The organism is Hymenobacter humi, from assembly GCF_042665855.1.
In the GTDB taxonomy this organism is placed as follows: Bacteria; Bacteroidota; Bacteroidia; order Cytophagales; family Hymenobacteraceae; genus Hymenobacter; species Hymenobacter humi.
Genome location: NZ_JBHTEK010000001.1, coordinates 2,525,534 through 2,544,372, shown reverse-complemented (window position 1 = coordinate 2,544,372; position 18,839 = coordinate 2,525,534). Strand labels below are relative to the sequence as shown.

The 18,839-nt window shown below is 60.9% G+C and carries 16 protein-coding genes, 5 pseudogenes and 1 riboswitch; of the genes and pseudogenes, 5 read left to right on the top strand and 16 right to left on the bottom strand.

What is annotated here, in order from left to right; genetic code table 11:
* Positions 1–104: 104 nt before the first annotated feature.
* Positions 105–197: riboswitch (SAM riboswitch) on the bottom strand.
* Between the two features lie 112 nt (positions 198–309).
* Positions 310–1,572 (bottom strand): TonB-dependent receptor plug domain-containing protein, encoded by a 1,263-nt coding sequence (locus ACFQT0_RS14275; protein ID WP_380203697.1) that lies wholly within the window; start codon positions 1,570–1,572, stop codon positions 310–312.
* A 257-nt stretch (positions 1,573–1,829) separates the two neighbouring features.
* A pseudogene (locus ACFQT0_RS14270) lies at positions 1,830–2,273 on the bottom strand (TonB-dependent receptor); the annotation flags it as partial.
* 222 nt (positions 2,274–2,495) lie between these two features.
* On the opposite strand from ACFQT0_RS14270, the gene ACFQT0_RS14265 reads away from it, so the two are divergent.
* Positions 2,496–4,160 (top strand): M1 family metallopeptidase, encoded by a 1,665-nt coding sequence (locus ACFQT0_RS14265; protein WP_380203696.1) that lies wholly within the window; start codon positions 2,496–2,498, stop codon positions 4,158–4,160.
* Positions 4,157–4,978: a hypothetical protein gene (locus tag ACFQT0_RS14260; protein ID WP_380203695.1), complete on the top strand. Its 822-nt coding sequence runs from the start codon at positions 4,157–4,159 to the stop codon at positions 4,976–4,978. Before ACFQT0_RS14265 ends, ACFQT0_RS14260 begins: the two co-directional genes overlap by 4 nt.
* A 160-nt stretch (positions 4,979–5,138) precedes the next feature.
* Here the strand turns inward: ACFQT0_RS14260 and ACFQT0_RS14255 are convergent, their stop codons facing one another.
* The 6 genes and pseudogenes from ACFQT0_RS14255 to ACFQT0_RS14230 all read right to left on the bottom strand — a co-directional run bounded on the left by ACFQT0_RS14255 (position 5,139) and on the right by ACFQT0_RS14230 (position 9,988).
* Positions 5,139–5,777: a carbonic anhydrase gene (locus tag ACFQT0_RS14255; RefSeq protein WP_380203693.1), complete on the bottom strand. Its 639-nt coding sequence runs from the start codon at positions 5,775–5,777 to the stop codon at positions 5,139–5,141.
* 195 nt (positions 5,778–5,972) lie between these two features.
* Positions 5,973–7,604, bottom strand: a complete 1,632-nt coding sequence (locus ACFQT0_RS14250) for a SulP family inorganic anion transporter (protein ID WP_380203691.1) — start codon at positions 7,602–7,604, stop codon at positions 5,973–5,975.
* A 137-nt stretch (positions 7,605–7,741) separates the two neighbouring features.
* Positions 7,742–8,058 (bottom strand): annotated as a pseudogene (locus tag ACFQT0_RS14245) (sensor histidine kinase).
* Between the two features lie 32 nt (positions 8,059–8,090).
* A complete protein-coding gene (locus ACFQT0_RS14240) occupies positions 8,091–8,417 on the bottom strand; it encodes a histidine kinase dimerization/phospho-acceptor domain-containing protein (RefSeq protein WP_380206024.1) in 327 nt (108 codons plus the stop codon).
* An 87-nt stretch (positions 8,418–8,504) separates the two neighbouring features.
* A pseudogene (locus ACFQT0_RS14235) lies at positions 8,505–8,570 on the bottom strand (hypothetical protein); the annotation flags it as partial.
* Positions 8,571–9,307: 737 nt separating this feature from the next.
* A complete protein-coding gene (locus ACFQT0_RS14230; protein WP_380203689.1) occupies positions 9,308–9,988 on the bottom strand; it encodes a response regulator transcription factor in 681 nt (226 codons plus the stop codon).
* Between the two features lie 652 nt (positions 9,989–10,640).
* On the opposite strand from ACFQT0_RS14230, the pseudogene ACFQT0_RS14225 reads away from it, so the two are divergent.
* The 3 genes and pseudogenes from ACFQT0_RS14225 to ACFQT0_RS14215 form a co-directional block, all read left to right on the top strand.
* Positions 10,641–10,871 (top strand): annotated as a pseudogene (locus ACFQT0_RS14225) (XdhC family protein); the annotation flags it as partial.
* Between the two features lie 427 nt (positions 10,872–11,298).
* Positions 11,299–11,553 (top strand): annotated as a pseudogene (locus ACFQT0_RS14220) (XdhC family protein); the annotation flags it as partial.
* A 50-nt stretch (positions 11,554–11,603) separates the two neighbouring features.
* Positions 11,604–11,792, top strand: coding sequence for an XdhC family protein (locus ACFQT0_RS14215; RefSeq protein ID WP_380206023.1), 189 nt, complete (start codon positions 11,604–11,606; stop codon positions 11,790–11,792).
* A 38-nt stretch (positions 11,793–11,830) separates the two neighbouring features.
* Here ACFQT0_RS14215 and preA read toward each other — a convergent pair whose 3' ends face one another.
* From preA to ACFQT0_RS14175, 8 genes are all read right to left on the bottom strand, one after another.
* Entirely contained in the window at positions 11,831–13,219 is a 1,389-nt protein-coding gene (gene preA, locus ACFQT0_RS14210) for an NAD-dependent dihydropyrimidine dehydrogenase subunit PreA (protein WP_380203687.1), read from the bottom strand.
* Positions 13,220–13,313: 94 nt separating this feature from the next.
* Positions 13,314–14,171: an FAD-dependent oxidoreductase gene (locus ACFQT0_RS14205; RefSeq protein WP_380203685.1), complete on the bottom strand. Its 858-nt coding sequence runs from the start codon at positions 14,169–14,171 to the stop codon at positions 13,314–13,316.
* Complete coding sequence (locus ACFQT0_RS14200) at positions 14,146–14,592, bottom strand: hypothetical protein (protein WP_380203683.1); 447 nt, start codon at positions 14,590–14,592, stop codon at positions 14,146–14,148. Before ACFQT0_RS14200 ends, ACFQT0_RS14205 begins: the two co-directional genes overlap by 26 nt.
* A 167-nt stretch (positions 14,593–14,759) precedes the next feature.
* Positions 14,760–15,626, bottom strand: coding sequence for a nitrilase-related carbon-nitrogen hydrolase (locus ACFQT0_RS14195; protein ID WP_380203681.1), 867 nt, complete (start codon positions 15,624–15,626; stop codon positions 14,760–14,762).
* Between the two features lie 253 nt (positions 15,627–15,879).
* On the bottom strand, positions 15,880–16,335 hold the full coding sequence (locus tag ACFQT0_RS14190; protein ID WP_380203679.1) for an amidohydrolase family protein: 456 nt from the start codon (positions 16,333–16,335) through the stop codon (positions 15,880–15,882).
* Positions 16,332–17,252 carry an amidohydrolase family protein gene (locus tag ACFQT0_RS14185; protein WP_380203677.1) on the bottom strand — a complete coding sequence of 307 codons (921 nt, stop codon included), beginning with the start codon at positions 17,250–17,252 and terminating at the stop codon, positions 16,332–16,334. The genes ACFQT0_RS14190 and ACFQT0_RS14185 overlap by 4 nt, the downstream gene beginning before the upstream one ends.
* A gap of 139 nt (positions 17,253–17,391) precedes the next feature.
* Positions 17,392–17,622: a hypothetical protein gene (locus ACFQT0_RS14180; protein WP_380203675.1), complete on the bottom strand. Its 231-nt coding sequence runs from the start codon at positions 17,620–17,622 to the stop codon at positions 17,392–17,394.
* Positions 17,619–18,743: an aminotransferase family protein gene (locus tag ACFQT0_RS14175; RefSeq protein ID WP_380203673.1), complete on the bottom strand. Its 1,125-nt coding sequence runs from the start codon at positions 18,741–18,743 to the stop codon at positions 17,619–17,621. Before ACFQT0_RS14175 ends, ACFQT0_RS14180 begins: the two co-directional genes overlap by 4 nt.
* Positions 18,744–18,839: the final 96 nt, after the last annotated feature.

The following is an 18,839-nucleotide window of genomic DNA, read 5'->3' as shown; positions in this document are numbered from 1 at the left end:
CAACAGCAACAACAGCCCATGGCTGCCCGACGCATGACAGCGGCGAGGGCAGTTACAGCAGTAATCGGAAGGGGGAGTTTGTTGGCAGCGTCCACGGCAACTTGTTTTTATATGGTCAGGAATTGGCACCTTGCCCACGAATGTGGATGGTTGCCGGCGCGTCTTAGAGCCTGTCTCTCAGCGCCTCTGTATAAAAACAATCCTTTGGGGATAAAGAATTGATACTGCAAATATACAGCGAAGCCCCCGATATGTTCCAAATCGGGGCTTCAAAAGAAAAATGATGTTGAAATGCGCCTCGGCGCGTGCCTACTTCTGCAGGGCCAGGCGCACGCCGCCCATCAGCCAGCGGCTGGGCATTTGGGCTCCCAGCAGGTCAGAGTACTGCTCGTTGAACAGGTTCTGCACCTGGCCGGTGAGCCAGAGTTTCTTAGGCAGCAGCGCCACCTCCAGCCGGGCGTTGAACACCATGTATTCCGGGTCCAGCGTGCGGTTGATGCCGGCTGCGGCGTTGCGGTCGCGCTGTTTCCATAGGCCGCTGAGGCTGCCGTTTACCCGGGTGGTGGAGAGGCTAACCGTACCAGACGCTACCTGGCGGGCAATGTTCGCCAGGTACTGCGAGGCAATGTTTTCGGCGTTGGTGACCCGCACGTAGGTGTAGCCCAGGCTGCCGTCAAGGCGGGTAGTTGAGCTAAGCTGGCGCATGAGGCTCAACTCCGTTTCGACCCCGCTGGTGGTCACGTCGAACAGGTTTTGGGCAAAGCGGTAGGTTCGGGTGGCGTTGAGGTTGGTGAGGCCGGTGGCTTCGATAACCTGGGCGCCCGATACGGGCACGTAGTCTATTTGATTGTTGCCCTTCCGGAGAAAATAAGTCGCCTTGGCGGTGAAGCCAGCGAACGGGCGGTAGTCGGCGCCGGCTTCGTAGTTGAGCGTACGCTCGGCCTGCAGTTGGGGATTGCCCACGTTAAACCCGTTGGGCACGATGCCGGGCCGGCCGTTGGACGTGTAGCGCTCCGTAAAGTCGGGGGCGCGAATGGCCCGGCCGATGGCGCCGCGCACCGTCAGTACCTCCCCTAGCTGCTGGCTCACGTTGAGCTGAGGCACGAGCTCGGTTCCGTAGGCCTGGTCGTGGTCGAGGCGCAGGCCGCCGGTGAGAGCGAGGCCGGGGGCGGGCGTTACGGCCACTACGCCAAAGGCGGCATAGTGCCACTGTGCGTGGTTGCCGCGGTCGTTGCTTTGCACGGCGCGGCGGTCGGCCTGGGTGCCCAGCGTAGCGCGCACCTTGTCCGAAAACTGCTGCTCGTGGCTCAGCAGCACGTTGGTGTAGTGCGTGAGGTGGTCGCTGGCCACGGACGTGGGCGTAAACACATAGTAATCAGTGCTGAGGCTGGTGGACACCTGCGCCTCGGTGCGGGCGCGCTCGTTGTGCTGGTAGCGCACCTGGCCCTGGTACCAGTCGCGGTTGGTGGTTTCGCGGGCCTGGTCGGTGGGGTTGGTGGTGTAGAAATACTGGGCGTTGTAGTCGCGGCGGTCGAGGCTGGCGCGGGCGGCCAGGTTGAGCTTGGGGGCCACTCGTAGGCGGCCGAGAGCGAGTAGGTTTTCAGGTCTACGTCGCTGCGCAGGCTGCTGGGGGCGTTGCGCAGCTGCCCGTCGGTGGTGTTGAGCAGGATGCCGCCGCCCAGGCGCAGGCGGTTTTTGGCCAGGAAGCCGCCGGTGTTGGTGTGCCAGAGGTTCCACTCGCCGCGCATGGTGGTGCTGCTGAGCTCGGCTTCGTCGCGGCGCTCGGTGGCCGCGAAGGTTTTGGTCACGATGTTGATGACCCCGCCCACGGCATCGGGCCCGTAGAGCGCCGCGCCGGCGCCGCGGATGATTTCAATCTGCTCAATTTCGGCCGGGGTGATGGGCATGTACGCACCGAAGTGGCCCGACAGCGGGTCGTTGAGCCGCACGCCGTCGAGCAGGAAAAGCACCTGGTTGAAGGTGCTGCCGCGCAGGCTCACGTCGGCCTGCGCCCCGAAGCTGCCGCGGCTCTGCACCTCCAGGGCCGGCAGGCAGCGCAGCAAATCGTCGAGGGAATTGACCGGGTAGCGGGCCACGCTGGCCCCCGAAATGACGGTAACGGCGTGGCCGGTCTGGTTGAGCGGCTGGCTCAGGCGCGAGGCGTACACCGTGACTTCGCGCAGGCTGCGGCTGCTGTCGGCCGCGGTCTGCGCCAAGGTGTTAAGCGAAAAGAAAAGACCGAATGCGGGGGCCGCGAGGCGTAAAAACTGCATCACATTGAGCTGAATGAGGCCACAAACTTACAGGCCGAAAGCGACCCGGACCGTCGGGCAGGCATCACGGGACTAGCTGAACAGTAGAGAAGCAGTACTTCTCGCTAATAGTCAGGCAGCGGCGGTAGCACGCACACTTTCCCTACTTTCGTAGCCGGATGGGCAACCTCGCCAGTGCGGCGCTGTCCTTCGCGCGAATCCTCATTTTATCAAACCGTTTTCATGAAGCACCTTTTAGCGCTGGGCCTGCTGGGCCTGGTGTCCGTTTCGCCGGCATTGGCTCAGGCTCCTGCCACTCCCGCCCCCAAGGCGATTTCTCCCTACCGGGCCTCGGCCACGAAGGTCAACGACTTGGTGCACACCAAGCTCGACGTGCGCTTCGACTACGCCAAGCGCTACCTCTACGGCAAGACCTGGATTACGCTCAAGCCCCACGCCTACCCCACCGATTCGCTGCGGCTCGACGCCAAGGGCATGGACATCAAAGCGGTAGCGCTGATTAATGGCGAGCAGCAGGTACCCCTGAAGTACACCTACACCGATGGCGCCAACCTGCGCATCAACCTGGGCAAGACCTTCAAGCCCGGCGAGCAATACACCATCTACATCGACTACACCTCCAAGCCCGACGAGCTGAAGGTGCAGGGCAGCGCCGCCATCACCGACGCCAAGGGCCTGTACTTCATCAACCCCGACAGCGCGGTGAAAGGCAAGCCGGTGCAAATCTGGACGCAGGGCGAGACCGAAGGCTCGTCGGCCTGGTTCCCGACCATCGACCGGCCCAACCAGAAAACCACCCAGGAAATCAGCATGACCGTGCCGAGCAAGTATGTAACGCTCAGCAATGGTGCTTTGGTAAGCCAGAAGCCCGCCGGCCCCGGCCTGCGCACCGACACCTGGAAAATGGACCTGCCCCACGCCCCCTATCTCTTCATGATGGCCGTGGGCGACTTCAAAATCTACAAAGACACCTGGCGCGGCAAGGAAGTGAGCTACTACCTCGAGCCCAAGTACGCGCCCTTCGCCAAGCAGATTTTCGGCAACACGCCCGACATGATGGAGTACTACTCCCAGCGCCTCGGAGTGGAGTACCCCTGGAACAAGTACAGCCAGATTGTGGCCCGCGACTACGTGAGCGGCGCCATGGAAAACACCACCGCCACCCTGCACGGCGAGCAGGTGCAGATGACCGACCGCGAGCTGCTGGACCGCGAGTACACCAACGAGTCGGTGATTGCCCACGAGCTGTTTCACCAGTGGTTTGGCGACTACGTGACGGCCGAATCGTGGTCGAACATTACCGTGAACGAGACCATGGCCGACTTCTCGGAGGGTCTCTACGCCGAGCACAAGTACGGCAAAGATGCCGCCGACGCCCACTACTACCGCTACCTGCGCCGCTACCTGAGCTCGCCGCGCGACGCCGCCAAAACCCTGGTTCGCTTCCACTACGAGCAGCAGGAAGAGGTGTTCGACCTGGTGAGCTACCAGAAGGGCGGTGCCATCATGGACATGCTGCGCACCTACCTCGGCGACGACGTATTCTTTGCCGGCCTGCAGAAATACCTCAAGGACAATGCCCTGGGCAACGGCGAAGCGCACCAGATGCGCCTGGCGTTCGAAGCCGTGTCGGGCCAAGACCTGAACTGGTTCTGGAACCAGTGGTACTTCGCCCCCGGCCACCCCGTCGTGACCATCGACTACGCCTGGGACGCGGCCAAGAAAGTGCAGTCCGTAACCGTGAAGCAGACCCAGCAGGGTCAGACCTTCCAGTTGCCCTTCACCATCGATTACTACGTGGGCGGCAAGGTGCAGCACCAGCCCGTAGTGATGACCGAGGCCACCCAGACCTTCACCATGCCCCTTTCGGCCAAGCCCTGGTGGTGAACGTGGATGCCAACAAGAAAATGCTCTGGCAGAAAACGGATACCAAGTCGATGGCCGAGTACGCGTATCAGTACGCCCACGCGCCGTTGTTCGTCGACCGCCGCGAGGCCGTGGACGCCGCGGCTAAGGAACAAACCAACCCCGCCGCCCGCACCATCCTGCTGGCTGGCCTCAACGACAAATTCTACAGCGTGCGCCTCGGCGCCATCGAGCCGCTGAAGCTCGAAGACAAAGCCGTGGCCAAAACTTTCGCATCGGCCCTGCGCAAGCGGGCTGCTATTGAGAAAGAGCCCGCTGTACTGTCCAGCCTGCTCACGGCCATAGCCAAGCTCAAGGACAAAAAAGACGAAAAGCTCTTCACCAAGCAGCTCAACAGCCAGTCGTACAACGTGCAGGGCGCCGCACTGCGGGCCTTTGCCGCGGTGCAGCCGGCCCAGGCCATTGCCCGCGCCAAGACCTACGAAGACGACAGCCACGGTGCCCTCACCGAAGCCGTGATGGAGGTGTATGCCAAAAACGGCAGCGCCGCCCAGTGGCCCTACGTGCGCGACAAGTTCGACGCGGCCCGGCCCCAGGGCAAGTTCAACCTGATGGAGCCCCTGGCTGCCATGCTCGGCCGCCTCGACGATGCGGCCGCGGTCAACGAAGGCATCACCCGGTTGAAAGACCTCGGCGTGAAGTACAAGGTCTACGGCGCCGACAAGCCCGTCATTGGCCTGCTGCAGGGCGTGGCAACGGCCAAAGCCGGCAAGCCCGCCGCCGCCGAAACCCAGCAGGCGGTGGAAAAGGCAGTAGCCGAAATCCAGGCGGCTAAATAGAGCACCTACCGCACACAAAAAAGGCCTTTCGCATTGCGCGAAAGGCCTTTTTTGTTATTGCAGCGAGCTTATTCGGCTACGCTCGCCAAGGGCTGCTTGGCTTGGTCTTGCTTGGGCGCTTTCCCGTTTTTGGCCGATTGGTCGGCCTTGGCCTCCAGCTCTACTGCGGCCGTGGGCTGGGGGCGTGCGCGGCTTCCGCGTCTTCGGGCACCTCGGTGCCGTAGATGTGCTCCATGTCGCGCATCACGTCGTCTTCGCTCACGTTCAGGTCCTTGAGCACACCGTCGGCAATGTCGTACACGAGGCCGTGCAGGCGCGGCGGGTTCTCGCCGCGCATGGCGTTCTGGATGATGTTGGTTTTGGACAGGTTGCGCACCTGCTCTATCACGTTCAGCTCAACCAAACGGCGCAGGCGCTGGGTTTCGTCCTTGATGCGTAGCACTTCGGTTTCGTGCAGCCGCACCACGTCGCGGATGTTCACCAGCCAGTTGTCAATCAGGCCATACTGCTTGTTGGAAGCCGCCGCCGCCACGCCGCCGCAGCCGTAGTGGCCCACCACCAGAATGTCTTTCACGCCCAGCACTTCCACGGCATACTGCAGCACCGACAGCAGGTTCATGTCGGAGTGTACTACCAGGTTGGCGATGTTGCGGTGCACGAACATTTCGCCCGGACCCGTGCCGGTGATGCCCGACGCCGGCACCCGCGAATCGGAGCAGCCAATGAACAAGTACCGCGGGGCCTGGCCGTTGGCCAGGCGCTGGAAAAACTCGGGGTCGTCGGCTTTTTTGGAGGCCACCCATTGGCGGTTGTTTGCGAGAATTTTTTGAATGCCGGACATAATAGAAACTTGTTTTTGCTTGTTGCCTCGGTATACACCAACGTGTATGCCGGGAGTTGGTTAAGGGAAAGTAACAGTTGAGGCTTTCGTCGCCGTGCAAGCTCCTTCCCGAACGGGTAAGTACACAACGAAGCCAGCCCAATAATGGCTCAATTAATGGCCGGCTACGGCTACCTCGCGGATGCCGCGCAGCTCCAGGTCGATGTTGCGCTCGGCGGCCACCTGCTTGTAGGTTTCAATGGCTTCCAGCACGTCGTGGTCGATGTCGGCCGACTTGGTGCCGTCGAGAATCACGCGGCTGTTGGCCGGGAGCCGGTCCAGCGCGCTCACAATGCTGGCCTTGTTCAGAAACGACACGTGCTCGGACAGGCGCAGGTAGAACGTGCCGGGCTCGCGGCCCGGAACATCGCGGCTGATGAAGTACGCCTGCTCGGCGTTGGCTTTCAGGATAAAGAAAAAGCCCACGGCCATGCCCAAGCCCACACCCTTGAGCAGGTCCGTGAACAGCACCGCTATAATGGTGACGATGAACGGGATGAACTGCGCGTAGCCCAACTTCCACTGCGTGTGGTACAGCACCGGCTTGGTCAGCTTATAGCCCACCATCAGCAGCACGGCCGCCAGCGCCGACAGGGGAATCATGTTGAGCACCGAAGCCAGGAACAACAGGCTGGCCAGCAGCAGCAAGCCGTGGATAAAGGCCGACATCTTGGTTTGGCCACCCGCGCCAATGTTGGCCGACGACCGCACAATCACGGCCGTCATGGGCAGGCCGCCAATCAGGCCGCTCACCATGTTGCCGATGCCCTGGGCAATCAGGCTCGCGGTTGGGGGCGTGCGGCGCTTGTGCGGGTCGAGCTTGTCGACGGCCTCTACGCTCAGCAGGGTTTCCAGCGAAGCCACAATGGCAATGGTGAGGGCGACGCCATAAACGGCGGGGTTGGCAAAAGCCGACCAGTCCGGAAATTTCAACTGGCCGAATAAGTTGCCCAACGACGAAATCACGGGCAGATTGACCAGGTGCTCGGGACGTACCTGCATGTCGGGAGCCACGGCCCGCAGCACTTGGTTGAGCCCAATGGAAACCACCACCACGATGAGCGCGGCCGGAACCTTGCTGGCCCACGCGAAACGCTTGATGAAGCCACTGTCCCACAGCAGCAGCAAGGCCAGCGAAACCACGCCTATCAGTACCGAGCCCGGGCTGAGGCCCTTCAGCGCGTAGCCAATGGCCGAGAAGGTGTTCAAGCCGTCGTACTGCAGGAAATCCATGTCTGCGAAGTAATCGGAGTCGGCTCCCAGGAAGTGCGGAATCTGCTTGAGTATCAGAATCAAACCGATGGCAGCCAGCATGCCGCGAATAACGGAGGCCGGGAAATACATGCCGATAACGCCGGCCTTCACCAGCCCCATAATGACTTGAATAGCGCCGGCTACTACCGTGGCCGCCAGAAATGCCGGAAAGGAGCCCAGCGTGCTGATGGCCGTGAGGACAATGACCGTCAGGCCGGCCGCCGGGCCGCTCACGCTCAGATTCGAGCCGCTGAGCCAGCTCACCAGCACGCCGCCCACGATGCCGGTGATGAGGCCCGCCAACAGCGGCGCGCCCGAGGCCAGGGAAATGCCCAGGCACAGCGGCAAGGCCACCAGGAAGACCACCAAACCAGCCGGGGCATCCTGGCCGATGGTGCTGAAAATCGACTTGTGGGCCGGCTGCGGCGTTGGCGCCGGGGTTGGGTTAATGCGAGCGCCGGTGCGGGCCGGCGAGGAAATAATTTCGGGCATAACTAATCTTGAATAAGGGCCTCGCATACGCGGGCTTCCTGGCGGCAGAACTGTGATAATTCTGGCACAAGGTTACGGGGCCCCTATTAAGACCGAATTAAAGAGAAATTAAAAGGAAATTAAAAGGGCTCTAATCCCTATCTGGGCTGTTTCAGGGGCCATTCCAGCCACACCTGCGTGCCCTGGCCCACCTCGCTTTCCACGCGCACGGTGCCGCCGTGCAGCGCCATAATCCGGGCCGTGAGCGGCAGCCCAATGCCGTGCCCCGGCACCGCCCGGGCCGACGCCGCCCGAAAAAAGGCACAAAAACCTGCTGCAAGTCGGCCGGCGAAAGGCCCGCGCCCTGGTCGGCCACCAGCAGCGTGAGGGTGGTGCCGGTGCGGGCCAGCGTGGCCGTAACGGTGCTGCCGTTGCCAGCCGAGAATTTGCACGCGTTGTCCAGCACGTTCAGCATGGCCGAGAGCAGCAGGGCTTCGTTGCCGCGCTTCAGGGTAAAGTCGTTTTCGTCGGGGCTTCGCCAAAATCCAGGTCCACGCGGCAGGTGGCGTGGCGGCGCTCGATTTGCTCGTGGGCCAGCAGCAGCAGTTCATCAAGACGGACCTCGGCCATGGGCACCTGCGAGGGGTCGTCGGAAGCGCGCGCAATCTGCAGCAGGCCGTTGGTCAGGTTGTTGAGCTGGCGGGCCGAATCCAGGGTCGACTGCAGCACACGCCGGTATTCGGCCGGCGACCGTTCGGCCTGCAGCAGCGACACCTCCAGCTCGCCAATGAGGGCCGTGAGCGGGGTGCGCAGCTCATGCGAGGCGTCGCGCACAAAGGTGCGCTGGCCGGCAAAGGCCGACTCCAGCCGGTCGAGCAGGCGGTTGAAGCGCTGGGCCAGGCGGCCGATTTCGTCGTTGGAGCCCGAGCCCTGGGTCAGGCGCTGGCTCAGGTCGGTGGCCGTGATGCCGTCTACTTCCTGCACCATGCGCCGCAGCGGGCGCAGGGCCCGCCCGGCAAACACCCAGTTGCCCACGCCCACCACCCCCAGGGCGGCCAGCAGGCCCACGGCCAGCAGCTTGCGCAGCTGCTCGAGCCTGCTGGCGGCTGTCTTCGTCTACCGACGATGCCACCACCACCAGCGGGCCCAGCCGGGCATCCTGGTAGAGCAGGCCCACGGTTTCGTGGTAGTTGGTTTCGGACTCGAACACGGCCCGGCCTTCCCGGCGCACTTTGGCCAGCCATTCCGCGGGCACGGGCTTGGCGGGCCCCTGCCCTTCCTGAAACACCAGGCGGTTGGCCTTGTCGTACACCCGGCCTTCTTCCTCGGGCAGAGTGCGGTAGAGCTGGCGCAGGTAGCGGCGGTAGGATGCTTGCTGAGTGGAATCGCTGCTGCTCTCCTGCCCGTCGGCGTAGGCGTGGCCCACCACCAGCGTCCGCCGAAACAGGCTTTGGGTGAACAGCTCCTGCCGCGATTTCTTGGTGGCGAAATAGATGGTGAGGGCAAACAGCAGCAGCGTCACGGCCAGAATGGAGCCGAACTGAATGGCGAGACGAAGGCGAATGGACACTAGACGAGGAAGAAAATCATGAACAATCGGCCACGGCGGAGGTAAATGAGAAAAGTGAACAACGAAGCCGGACAACAGGCTTTGATTGGCTTGGCAACTTTTTGAGTTGACCACTGCTTCGCCGCTGCTTTATTATCCCAGCTTCAAGCTCTCCTCATCCTTCGCTTTTCATCACGTAGCCCATGCCCACCAAGGTGTGAATCAGCTTGGGCTCGAAATTTCGGTCAATTTTTTTGCGTAGGAAGTTGATGTAGACGTCAATGACGTTAGAACCCGTGTCATAGCTCATGTCCCAAACCTGCTCCAGCAAGTCGGCCCGCGACACGACCCGGCCCTGGTTGCGCAAAAAGTACTCGAGCAGGGAAAACTCCCGCGCAGTGAGCTGAATCACCTGGCCCGCCCGCTCCACGCGCTTGGCCACGGGGTCCAGGGTCAGGTCGGCAAGGTGCAGCACGGCCTTGGTCGCGGGGGCTTCGGTGCGGCGCCGCACCAGGGCCCGCAGCCGGGCCAGCAGCTCCTCGAAGGCAAAGGGTTTCACCAGATAATCGTCGGCCCCAGCGTCGAGGCCGCGAATCTTGTCGTCGGTTTCGCCCAGGGCCGTGAGCATCAGAATGGGCACGCCCGGGTCGTGGGCCCGCACCTGGCGGCACACTTCCAGGCCGCTCAGGCCCGGCAGCATCTGGTCCAGAATCAGGCAGTCGTAACGGGTACTTTGGGCGCGGCGCAGTCCCAGCAGGCCGTCGGCCGCGAGGTCCACGGTATAGTCTTGCTCGGTGAGGCCCTGGTGCAGGAACGCCGCTACCGAGGGTTCGTCTTCAACTAAAAGAATTTTCATGGCGCCGGAAGGTAGTGCTGGCTGCCCGAAAATGCCGCCGGCCCGGCCCCGTAGCGTGCGCTACGGGCCGGGCCGGCGAATAATAAACGGGCCGAACTTCAGCTGCCGGGCCTACCGGGTGGCAACCTCAGCCGGGGCATTACGCACCTGATTGCCAGCTGGTGCAGCCGCTTCGGTCTCTTCTTTCACTATCGAATCGGTGCCGAGGGGGCAGCCTGCATCCGGACACCCACTGCCAACATAATAATCAAGGCAAACGCCAAGTAATAGCGAAAGTACTGTTGAATATTAGTCTGAATCATAGAAGCCTGTTACTTGATTAGCCGAATTAAATCCCGGCTGATTACCATTTCTAGACTTCAAATTTATCATCAAAATAAGCTGAACCCAAACTTATTTAGCTAAACATTATGGTTTTCTAGCCGAACTTACCCAAAGGCTCGCTGAATGCCAACCAGGGAAACCCCGACTGTTATAATATCATTGCATTATGTCTATATCATTACCTAAAAGCAAGGGATAATTACAGCTCAATTTTACCGGTAAGGCCCCATTTGCCCGGGCACTTCTGCCTGGTCACTCGTATAGCAGCGCGCCCTTGTAGTGAACTTCCTTCGGGCGCGCTTACTTGTTACCTCGTTTACGTTAATCCATGACCGAACTCCAGCGCCTGCTTCTTGCCTACGACCAGCACCGCGCCGAGGCCCGGCCCTGCGCCCTGGCCACGGTGGTGGAGGTGCACGGCTCGGCTTACCGGCGCCCGGGAGCCCGCATGCTCGTCACCGACGACGGCCGGCTGACCGGCGCCATCAGCGGCGGCTGCCTGGAAGGCGATGCCCGCCAGCGGGCCCGGCAGGCCATTTTCCGGGGCCAGCCCGCGCTGGTCAGCTACGATACCCGCGACGAAGACGACCCGCGTCACGGTCTGGGCCCCGGCTGCCAGGGCGTGGTGCGCATCCTGCTCGAGCCACTCGACTTCGCCGCCCCCGACAACCCCATGGAGCTGCTCCGCGGCTTTGCCCAGCACCCCGAGCCCGCGGTGCTGGCCACCGTATTTGAAACCGACAAGGCTAATGGTCTGCGCGCCGAAGTAGGCCAGCGCCTGCTCCTCACGGCCGGTGGCGCGCTGCGCGGCGCTTCTGCCTTGGCCACGCCGCTAACCCAGGCCGCGCGCGCCACCCTGGCCCAAGGCCTCTCGCAAGTGCTGGACATTGAAACCGAAGCGGGCTCCGTGCGGGCCCTGCTTGAGCCTGCTCACTCCTCCCCTGCGCGTCATCATCTATGGGGCCGGCAACGATGCCCAGCCCCTAGTGCGGCTGGCGGCCTCCCTGGGCTGGCACATCACCGTGCTCGACGGCCGGCCCAACCTGGCCACCGCCGCCCGCTTCCCCGAAGCCGCCGAAGTGCGGGTGGTGCCCGTAGCAGACCTTGCCCAGGAAACCCGAACCGATGCCTACGCCGTGCTGCTCAGCCACAACTACGCCTACGATTTGGCCGCGCTGGCCCTGCACATTCCGGCGTCCACGCCCTATATCGGCTTGCTGGGCCCCCGCCTGAAAGCCGCCCGCCTGCTCGACGAGCCGGAACTTGGCCTCAGCGAAGCTGAAAAGAAGCCCTGCTGCAAACCCGCCTGCACAGCCCCATCGGCCTGGACCTGGGCAGCGAGACGCCTGAGGAAATTGCACTGGCCATCGTGGCCGAAATCCAGGCCCGGCGCAACCAGCGCAACGGGCGCCCTCTACGCGAAAAAGCGGGCACTGTGCACGCGCCCGCTTCTCATTCCATTTCTATGGAAGTGCTATAAAAGCGTCAAGGTCTGCCAGCAGTGTCTTAACTCGTTTTCTAAACCTCGGCCGGCGCCTCGGTTTCGCCGGAGTACACGCGGGCCTTGCCGGGCAGGGTCTTGTGGCGCTCCTTGCCCAGGGCCGCGGCGGGCTCGGGCACCCAGTGGTGGCGGCCGCCAGCACGTTCGTCGTTGAATTCGGTGGGCGCGGTGCCGGCTTCCACCCGCTCCTTCCAGGTGAGGTGCTCGGTGCCGGAATCGGTGCGGTCCATGGTAATGCAGTCTTCCACGGGGCACACCAAGGAGCACAGGTTGCAGCCCACGCAGTTCTCTTCGATGATTTCGGGCACACGGGTACCAGCGTTGAGCTTGATGGCCTGGTGGGCACCGTCTTCACAGGCCGTGTAGCAGAGCTGGCAGCCAATGCACTTGTCCTCGTGGATGTTTGCCGTCACCTTATACTTCATGTTCAGGTCTTCCCAGTGCAGCACGTTGGGCAGGGCCTTGCCCACGAAGTCGTAGATGGTGTTGAAGCCCTTGTCGACCATGTACTGCTCCAGCCCGGAAGTCATTTCCCGAATGATGCCGAAGCCGAAGTGCATGGCCGCCGTGCACACCTGCACGCTGCTGGCACCCAACAGAATATGCTCCACAGCATCGCGCCAGTTCTCGATGCCGCCAATGCCCGAGATGGGCAGGCGCACGTCGGGGTGCTGGGCGCAGTTTTTCACCATGTTCAGCGCAATGGGTTTCACAGCCGGGCCACAGTAGCCGCCGTTGGTGCCCTTGCCATCCACAATGGGGTAGGGCGCGAATTTGTCGAGGTCGACCCCGACAATGCTCTGAATGGTGTTGATAAGCGAAATGGCATCCGCCCCGCCGCGGCGCGCGGCCATGGCCGGCTCGGTAATGTCAGAAATATTGGGCGTCAGCTTCACGATGACGGGCTTGGTGGCCACTTCCATCACCCACTCCACTATCATCTGCAAAATCTTTGGCTCCTGCCCTACCGCCGAGCCCATGCCGCGCTCGCACATGCCATGCGGGCAGCCAAAGTTCAGCTCAAAACCATCGGCGCCGGCGTCCTGGCTCTGCCGCACGATGTCGTGCCACTCCTGCCGGCTCTGCACCATCAGCGAGGCGATAACGGCGTGGTTCGGAAAGCGCTTTTTCACTTCCTCAATCTCGCGCAGGTTATCGGCCAGCGGGCGGTCCGAAATCAGCTCAATATTGTTGAAGCCAACCAAGCGCTTGTCCCGATAATTCACGCCGCCGTAGCGGCTCGATACGTTCACGACGGGTACGCCCAGCGTCTTCCACACCGCGCCACCCCAGCCGGCGTCAAAAGCCTTCATTATCTGGTAGCCGGAATTGGTAGGCGGAGCCGAAGCCAGCCAGAAAGGATTCGGCGATTTGATGCCGGCGAAATTGATGGATAAATCAGGCATATCAGTAGCGTGGACTCTGCGAGTCCGCGCGTTTGGTTAGGATGTGGGAGGATTGACCGTCGCGGCGCGGACTCGCAGAGTCCACGCTACATTTCTACTTGCTCAGGTATGCATGGATGCCGCGGGCCGTGAGCTTGGCCTCGGCGGCGGCGTTCACTACTTCAGCCCCGCCGTTCCAGGCATCGCCGGAGGCGAAGTACTTGGGGTTTGAAGTCTGGCCGGTGTGCGCATCAGCCACGATTCGGCCCTTGCCGTCCACTTTCAAGCCCGGTATCAGGCTCAGGAAATCGGTTTGCTTGGCCTGGCCGGTGGCTTTTATCACCATGTCGCAGGGCTCCACGAATTCTGAGCCGGCAATTTCCGAGACCTTGCCATCCTTGGTTTCGGTGCGGATAAACTTCACGCCAGCCACGTAGCCGTTGCCCATAATCTCGACCGGAGCCACGTTGAACAGGCCCTTCACTCCTACGCCTTTCGCCAGGTCGTACTCGAAGTCGTAGGCCCCCATTTCCTCCTTGCCGCGGCGATAGGCCAGCACAACATTTTCAGCACCCAGCCGGGCCGATTCGGAGGCAGCGTCCATGGCGGTATTGCCGCCACCCAGCACAATTACCTTTCGGCCCACCGCCACCTGGTGGTGATGCTGGCGCAATTCGGCAATAAATTCCACGGCGCCGGTGCAATTGATTTTGTCTTCTCCGGCAAGGCCCAATTCGTTGGTTTTGCCCAAGCCAATGCCTAGGAAAATGGCGTCGTATTTATCCTCTAATCCGGCTAATTCTTCGCGTGAATTAATGGGCGAATTAAAGTGCACATTGTACCCGAATTGCGCTTGCAAATAAGCCATTTCGGCGAGCGTTTCTTCATTGGTAATTTTATAGGGTGCCACGCCGTACACCGTGAGGCCCGAGGGCTGGGCTTTGGCTTCAAATACATCCACTTCGTACCCCAACGCCCGCAGGCTCGCACGCCGCCGAAATGCCCGAAGGTCCGGCGCCAATTACGGCCACGCTTTTCCCATTTGCTTCGCCGGGGCCAAACAGCTTTTTGCCGCTCTCAATCACCTTGGTGGTGGCGTAGCTCTGCAAGCGGCCGATTTCGATGGGCTTCACATCCTGCAGGTTATACACACAAGCGCCCTCGCACAGCACCTCCGTGGGGCACACCTTGCCGCAGGCATTACCGAAGTAATTGGCCTCGTAAATAGTGCGCGCGGCGCCGGTATCGTTGCCCGAATTTATCTGGCGAATAAACTGCGGAATGTCAATGCCCGAAGGGCAGGCTTGGATGCAGGGGGCGTCGAAACAAAACAGGCAGCGCGAGCTTTCGTACAGCGCCTCCGTCCGGTTCATGTGGGGCTTGAGCCTGCGCAAAATTGAGCTGGAATGCCTGTTCGGTGGTGGGGGTGGAATATTCGGCCATCTTTGGCAATGTTGAGTTTTGAGTTTTGAATGTTGAGTGAAAAATATCGAGTGCTGAATTTGAGACCGAATATTATCCGATGCTCAATTCAACACTCAACATTCACCACTCAAAACTGCTAGAGTTCCACCAGCTTCTCGTAGGTCTCCGGGCGACGGTCGCGGAAGAACTGCCAGGTCGAGCGCACCTCATCAATCATGTCCAGGTCGAACTCCGTTACCAGCAGTTCGTCGTTGTCTTCGCTGGCTTGGGCAATGATTTGGCCGCGCGGGTCTACGAAGTAGCTGGTGCCGTAGAACTTACCCAGATTCCAGGGCTTCTCGGTGCCCACGCGGTTGATGCAGCCCATGAAATAGCCGTTGGCGGCGGCGTGCGCGGGCTGCTCCAGCTTCCAGAGGTACTGCGAGAGGCCGGCCACGGTGGCCGAGGGGTTGTACACGATTTCGGCGCCGTTGAGGCCGAGCACGCGGGCGCCGTCGGGGAAGTGTCGGTCGTAGCAGATGTACACGCCCACTTTGGCGTACTTGGTCTGGAACACGGGGTAGCCCATGTTGCCGGGCTTAAAGAAAAATTTCTCCCAGAAGCCGGAAGTGTGGGGAATATGGTTTTTGCGGTACTTGCCGAGGTAGGTGCCGTCGGCGTCAATCACGGCGGCCGTGTTGTAGAGGAAGCCGGCGGCTTCGCGCTCGTACACCGGCACAATCATCACCATGTTGTACTTCTTGGCGTACTCGGCCATGCGGTCCGTGGTCGGGCCGGGCACGGCTTCGGCCGAGGCGTACCAGGCTTTGTCCTGGCCGGGACAGAAATACGGGGTATTGAAGATTTCCTGCAAGCACAGGATTTGCACGCCCTGACGGCCGGCTTCCTCAATCAGTGGAATGTGCTTCTGCACCATGGCCTCCTTGATTTCCTCAATGGTGCCTTCGCCTTCGGTCATCGGCAAGCTCATCTGAATCAGGCCGGATTTGATAATTCTGGACATGCGGTTGGAGTGGGAAAATGAAATGTTGCGGATAATTTGCATTGCACCGGGAAAGAGCCACGCTGGTGGTCCGGCTCTCAGTGCAACGGGTTGAGTTGAGGTAAAATCAAATTAGAAACGGACAGCCCAAAGTGGGCTAAAAGTTAAGCAAAAAATAGGGCTTTGCGCAATGTTGAGTGGCCGCCTGGGCACAACGACTTCCTTCGTTCCACTCGGAACGGGAATACGCTTGCCCATAAACCCAATCAATTCATTAGAAAGCAGTTTTACCGCGCTTTATAAACTGGCCGTAGCCCTTTGCCACCTTGGTTTCGCCAGCATCAATGGCCACTTTTCCGCGCAGCAGAACCGTCTCAATCTTGCCGGTCAGCTCCCACCCTTCGTAGGCCGAATAGTCGACGTTCATGTGGTGCGTCTTGGCCGAAATGGTGTGCTTTTTATTTGGGTCAAACACCACTAAATCCGCATCGGCCCCGATGCTGATGGTGCCTTTGCGCGGAAACATGCCAAAGATTTTTGCCGCATTCGTAGAGGTTACTTCCACGAACTTGTTCAGCGTGATTTTTCCGGTTTTTACGCCTTCTGAAAACAGCAATTCCATGCGGTGCTCCACGGCCGGGTGGCCGTTGGGAATTTTGGAAAAATCTTCCTTGCCCATGAGCTTCTGCTCCCACAAAAAAGGGCAATGGTCGGTGCCCACCACATTCACCAGTCCCTGGTTGATGCCGGCCCAGAGCGTGGCCTGGTCTTTCTTTCGCGCAGCGGCGGCGACATCACCACTTTGGCGCCGTTGGCTTCGTCTTCGTAGAGCGAAGCGTCGAGCAGCAGGTACTGAATGCACGTCTCGACTAGCATGCGCTGGTTGCGCTCAGTGGCGCGGCGCACTTGGTTGAGGGCGCCCTCGCAGGTGAGGTGCACGATGTAGGCATTCACGCCGGTGTAATTGGCAATGTCGGCGAAGCGCCCGGAGGCTTCGGCCTCGGTCACTTCGGGCTGCGAGAGGTAGTGGTAAAGCGGCGAGAGCTTGCGCTGCGCCCGGTGCTGGGCAATGAGGGTATCAATCATGTCGCCGTTGGTGGCGTGGGCCGTCACCAAGCCACCGTGCTTTTTCACCTCCTGCATCAGGCCCACCATTTGCGCGTCGTCAATCATGAGCGCGCCCTTGTAGGCCATGAAGGTTTTAAAGGAAGTGATGCCCTCGGCAATCATTTCCTTGATTTCCTCCTTGGTGTCGGGGTTGAAATCCGTCACGGCCATGTGGAAGCTGTAGTCACCCACGGCGTTGCCGGTGGCGCGTCCGCTCCATTCATCAAATGCGGCGCGCAGCGAATTGCCCTGCTTCTGCAGGATAAAATCGATGACGGTGGTGGTGCCGCCGTGCAGTGCCGCGCGGGTACCGGTTTCGTAGGTGTCGCTGCTAAAAGTGCCCATGAAAGGCATCTCCAAATGCACGTGCGGGTCGATGCCGCCGGGCACGATGATTTTGCCAGTGCAGTCGATAACCTCCGCCCCATCGGCCGACAAGTTGCGGCCAATGGAAACGATGGTTTCGCCCTCAATTAATATGTCGCAAATCGAGTCAGAATCAGCGGTGACAACGCGGCCGTTTTTTAGGAGGATGGACATGGTCCGGAGAACCTCACCCCGGCCCCTCTCCATAAGAGAGGGGAGCCAAGAGTGAAATAGTAAAGCGGTTAGATTTAAAAAGTCGTTGGGCTCCCCTCTCTTATGGAGAGGGGCCGGGGTGAGGTTCCGCGGCTACGGCCTAGTACACGTGCTTATCGGCAATGCTAATGGCCTCGGAAATGATGGCCAGGCCTTCGTCGATTTCGTCCTTGGTGATGGTCAGCGGCGGGCAGATGAAGATGTAGCTCCAGCGCACGAAGGTGTACATGCCCAACTCGCGGATTTTCGCTGCTACCTGGTTCATGATGGCCATTTGGTCGGCTGTCGCATTCCAGGGGGCCATGGGCTCTTTGGTGTCGCGGTTTTTCACCACTCGATGCAGCCGAAGAGGCCGGTGTTGCGCCAGTCGCCGATGCTGGGATGGTGGCGCATGAGTTGAGCTACCTGCTCGTCCATGTACTTGCCCATTTCCACCGTGTTTTCCAGCAGGTTGTCCGACTCGTAGATATCGAGCACGGCCACAGCGGCAGCGCACGAAACCGGGTGGGCCGAATAAGTCAGGCCCAGCGGCAGAGGCTTGTCGTCGAAGGACTTGGCAATTTTCTCGTCCACCATCACGGCACCTAGGGGCAAGTAGCCGGCAGTAATGCCCTTGGCCATGCACATGATGTCAACTTTCACGCCGTGGTGGTCCGAGCCGAACCACTTGCCGGTGCGGCCGAAACCGCTCATCACCTCATCAGCTACCAGCAGAATCCCGTGCTTGTCGCAGATTTCGCGGATGCGCGTCCAGTAGCCGGGCGGGTATTTGATGCAGCCCGACGTGCCCGACTCCCCTTCCAGGATAATGGCGGCCACGCTGCCGGGGTTTTCGTAGCCAATGATGCGCTCCATGGCATCGGCGGCGCGCTGGGCGCACTGCTCGGGCGTTTCGGAGTGCCAAGGGCAACGGTAGAAAAACGGGTTCTCGACGTGCACCACGTTGGGCATGGCCTGGCTATCCACGGCAAACTTGCGGGGGTCGCCGCCGGCGCTCATGGCACCGTAGCTGGCCCCGTGAAACGACTGGTACAGCGTCACAATCTTGTGGCGGCCGGTGTACACCCGTGCTAGCTTGATGGCATTTTCAATAGCCTCGGCGCCGCCCAGCGTGAAGAAGGCTTTGGTGAGGTTGGGTGAGGTGATTTCGGCCAACTTCCGGCCCAAGTCGCCGCGGGCCTTGGTTATCATGCCGGGGTACACGTAGCTCAACTCGCGCATCTGGGCAGCCACGGCTTCGGTCACGCGCTGGTCGCCGTGGCCGATGTTCACGTTCATCGCCTGAGACGAGAAATCGAGGTAGCGCTTGCCGTCGCGGTCGTACACGTACACGCCCTCGGCACGCTCGGCGTTGATGGGGTTCAGGCCCGTTTGCTTCGACCATGAAAAGAGCGTGTGGTCGAGGTTGTCGTGCAGGATTTGGTCCTTGTCGGTATCGAGCGTCGGATGCATAAGTATCGAGTGGAAAGGAATGGAAGGAAACGGAAGCGAAGGACTTCCCCGTTCGGCGCAACAACTTACGAAACAGGAGGCAGCCTTCTATCTCTG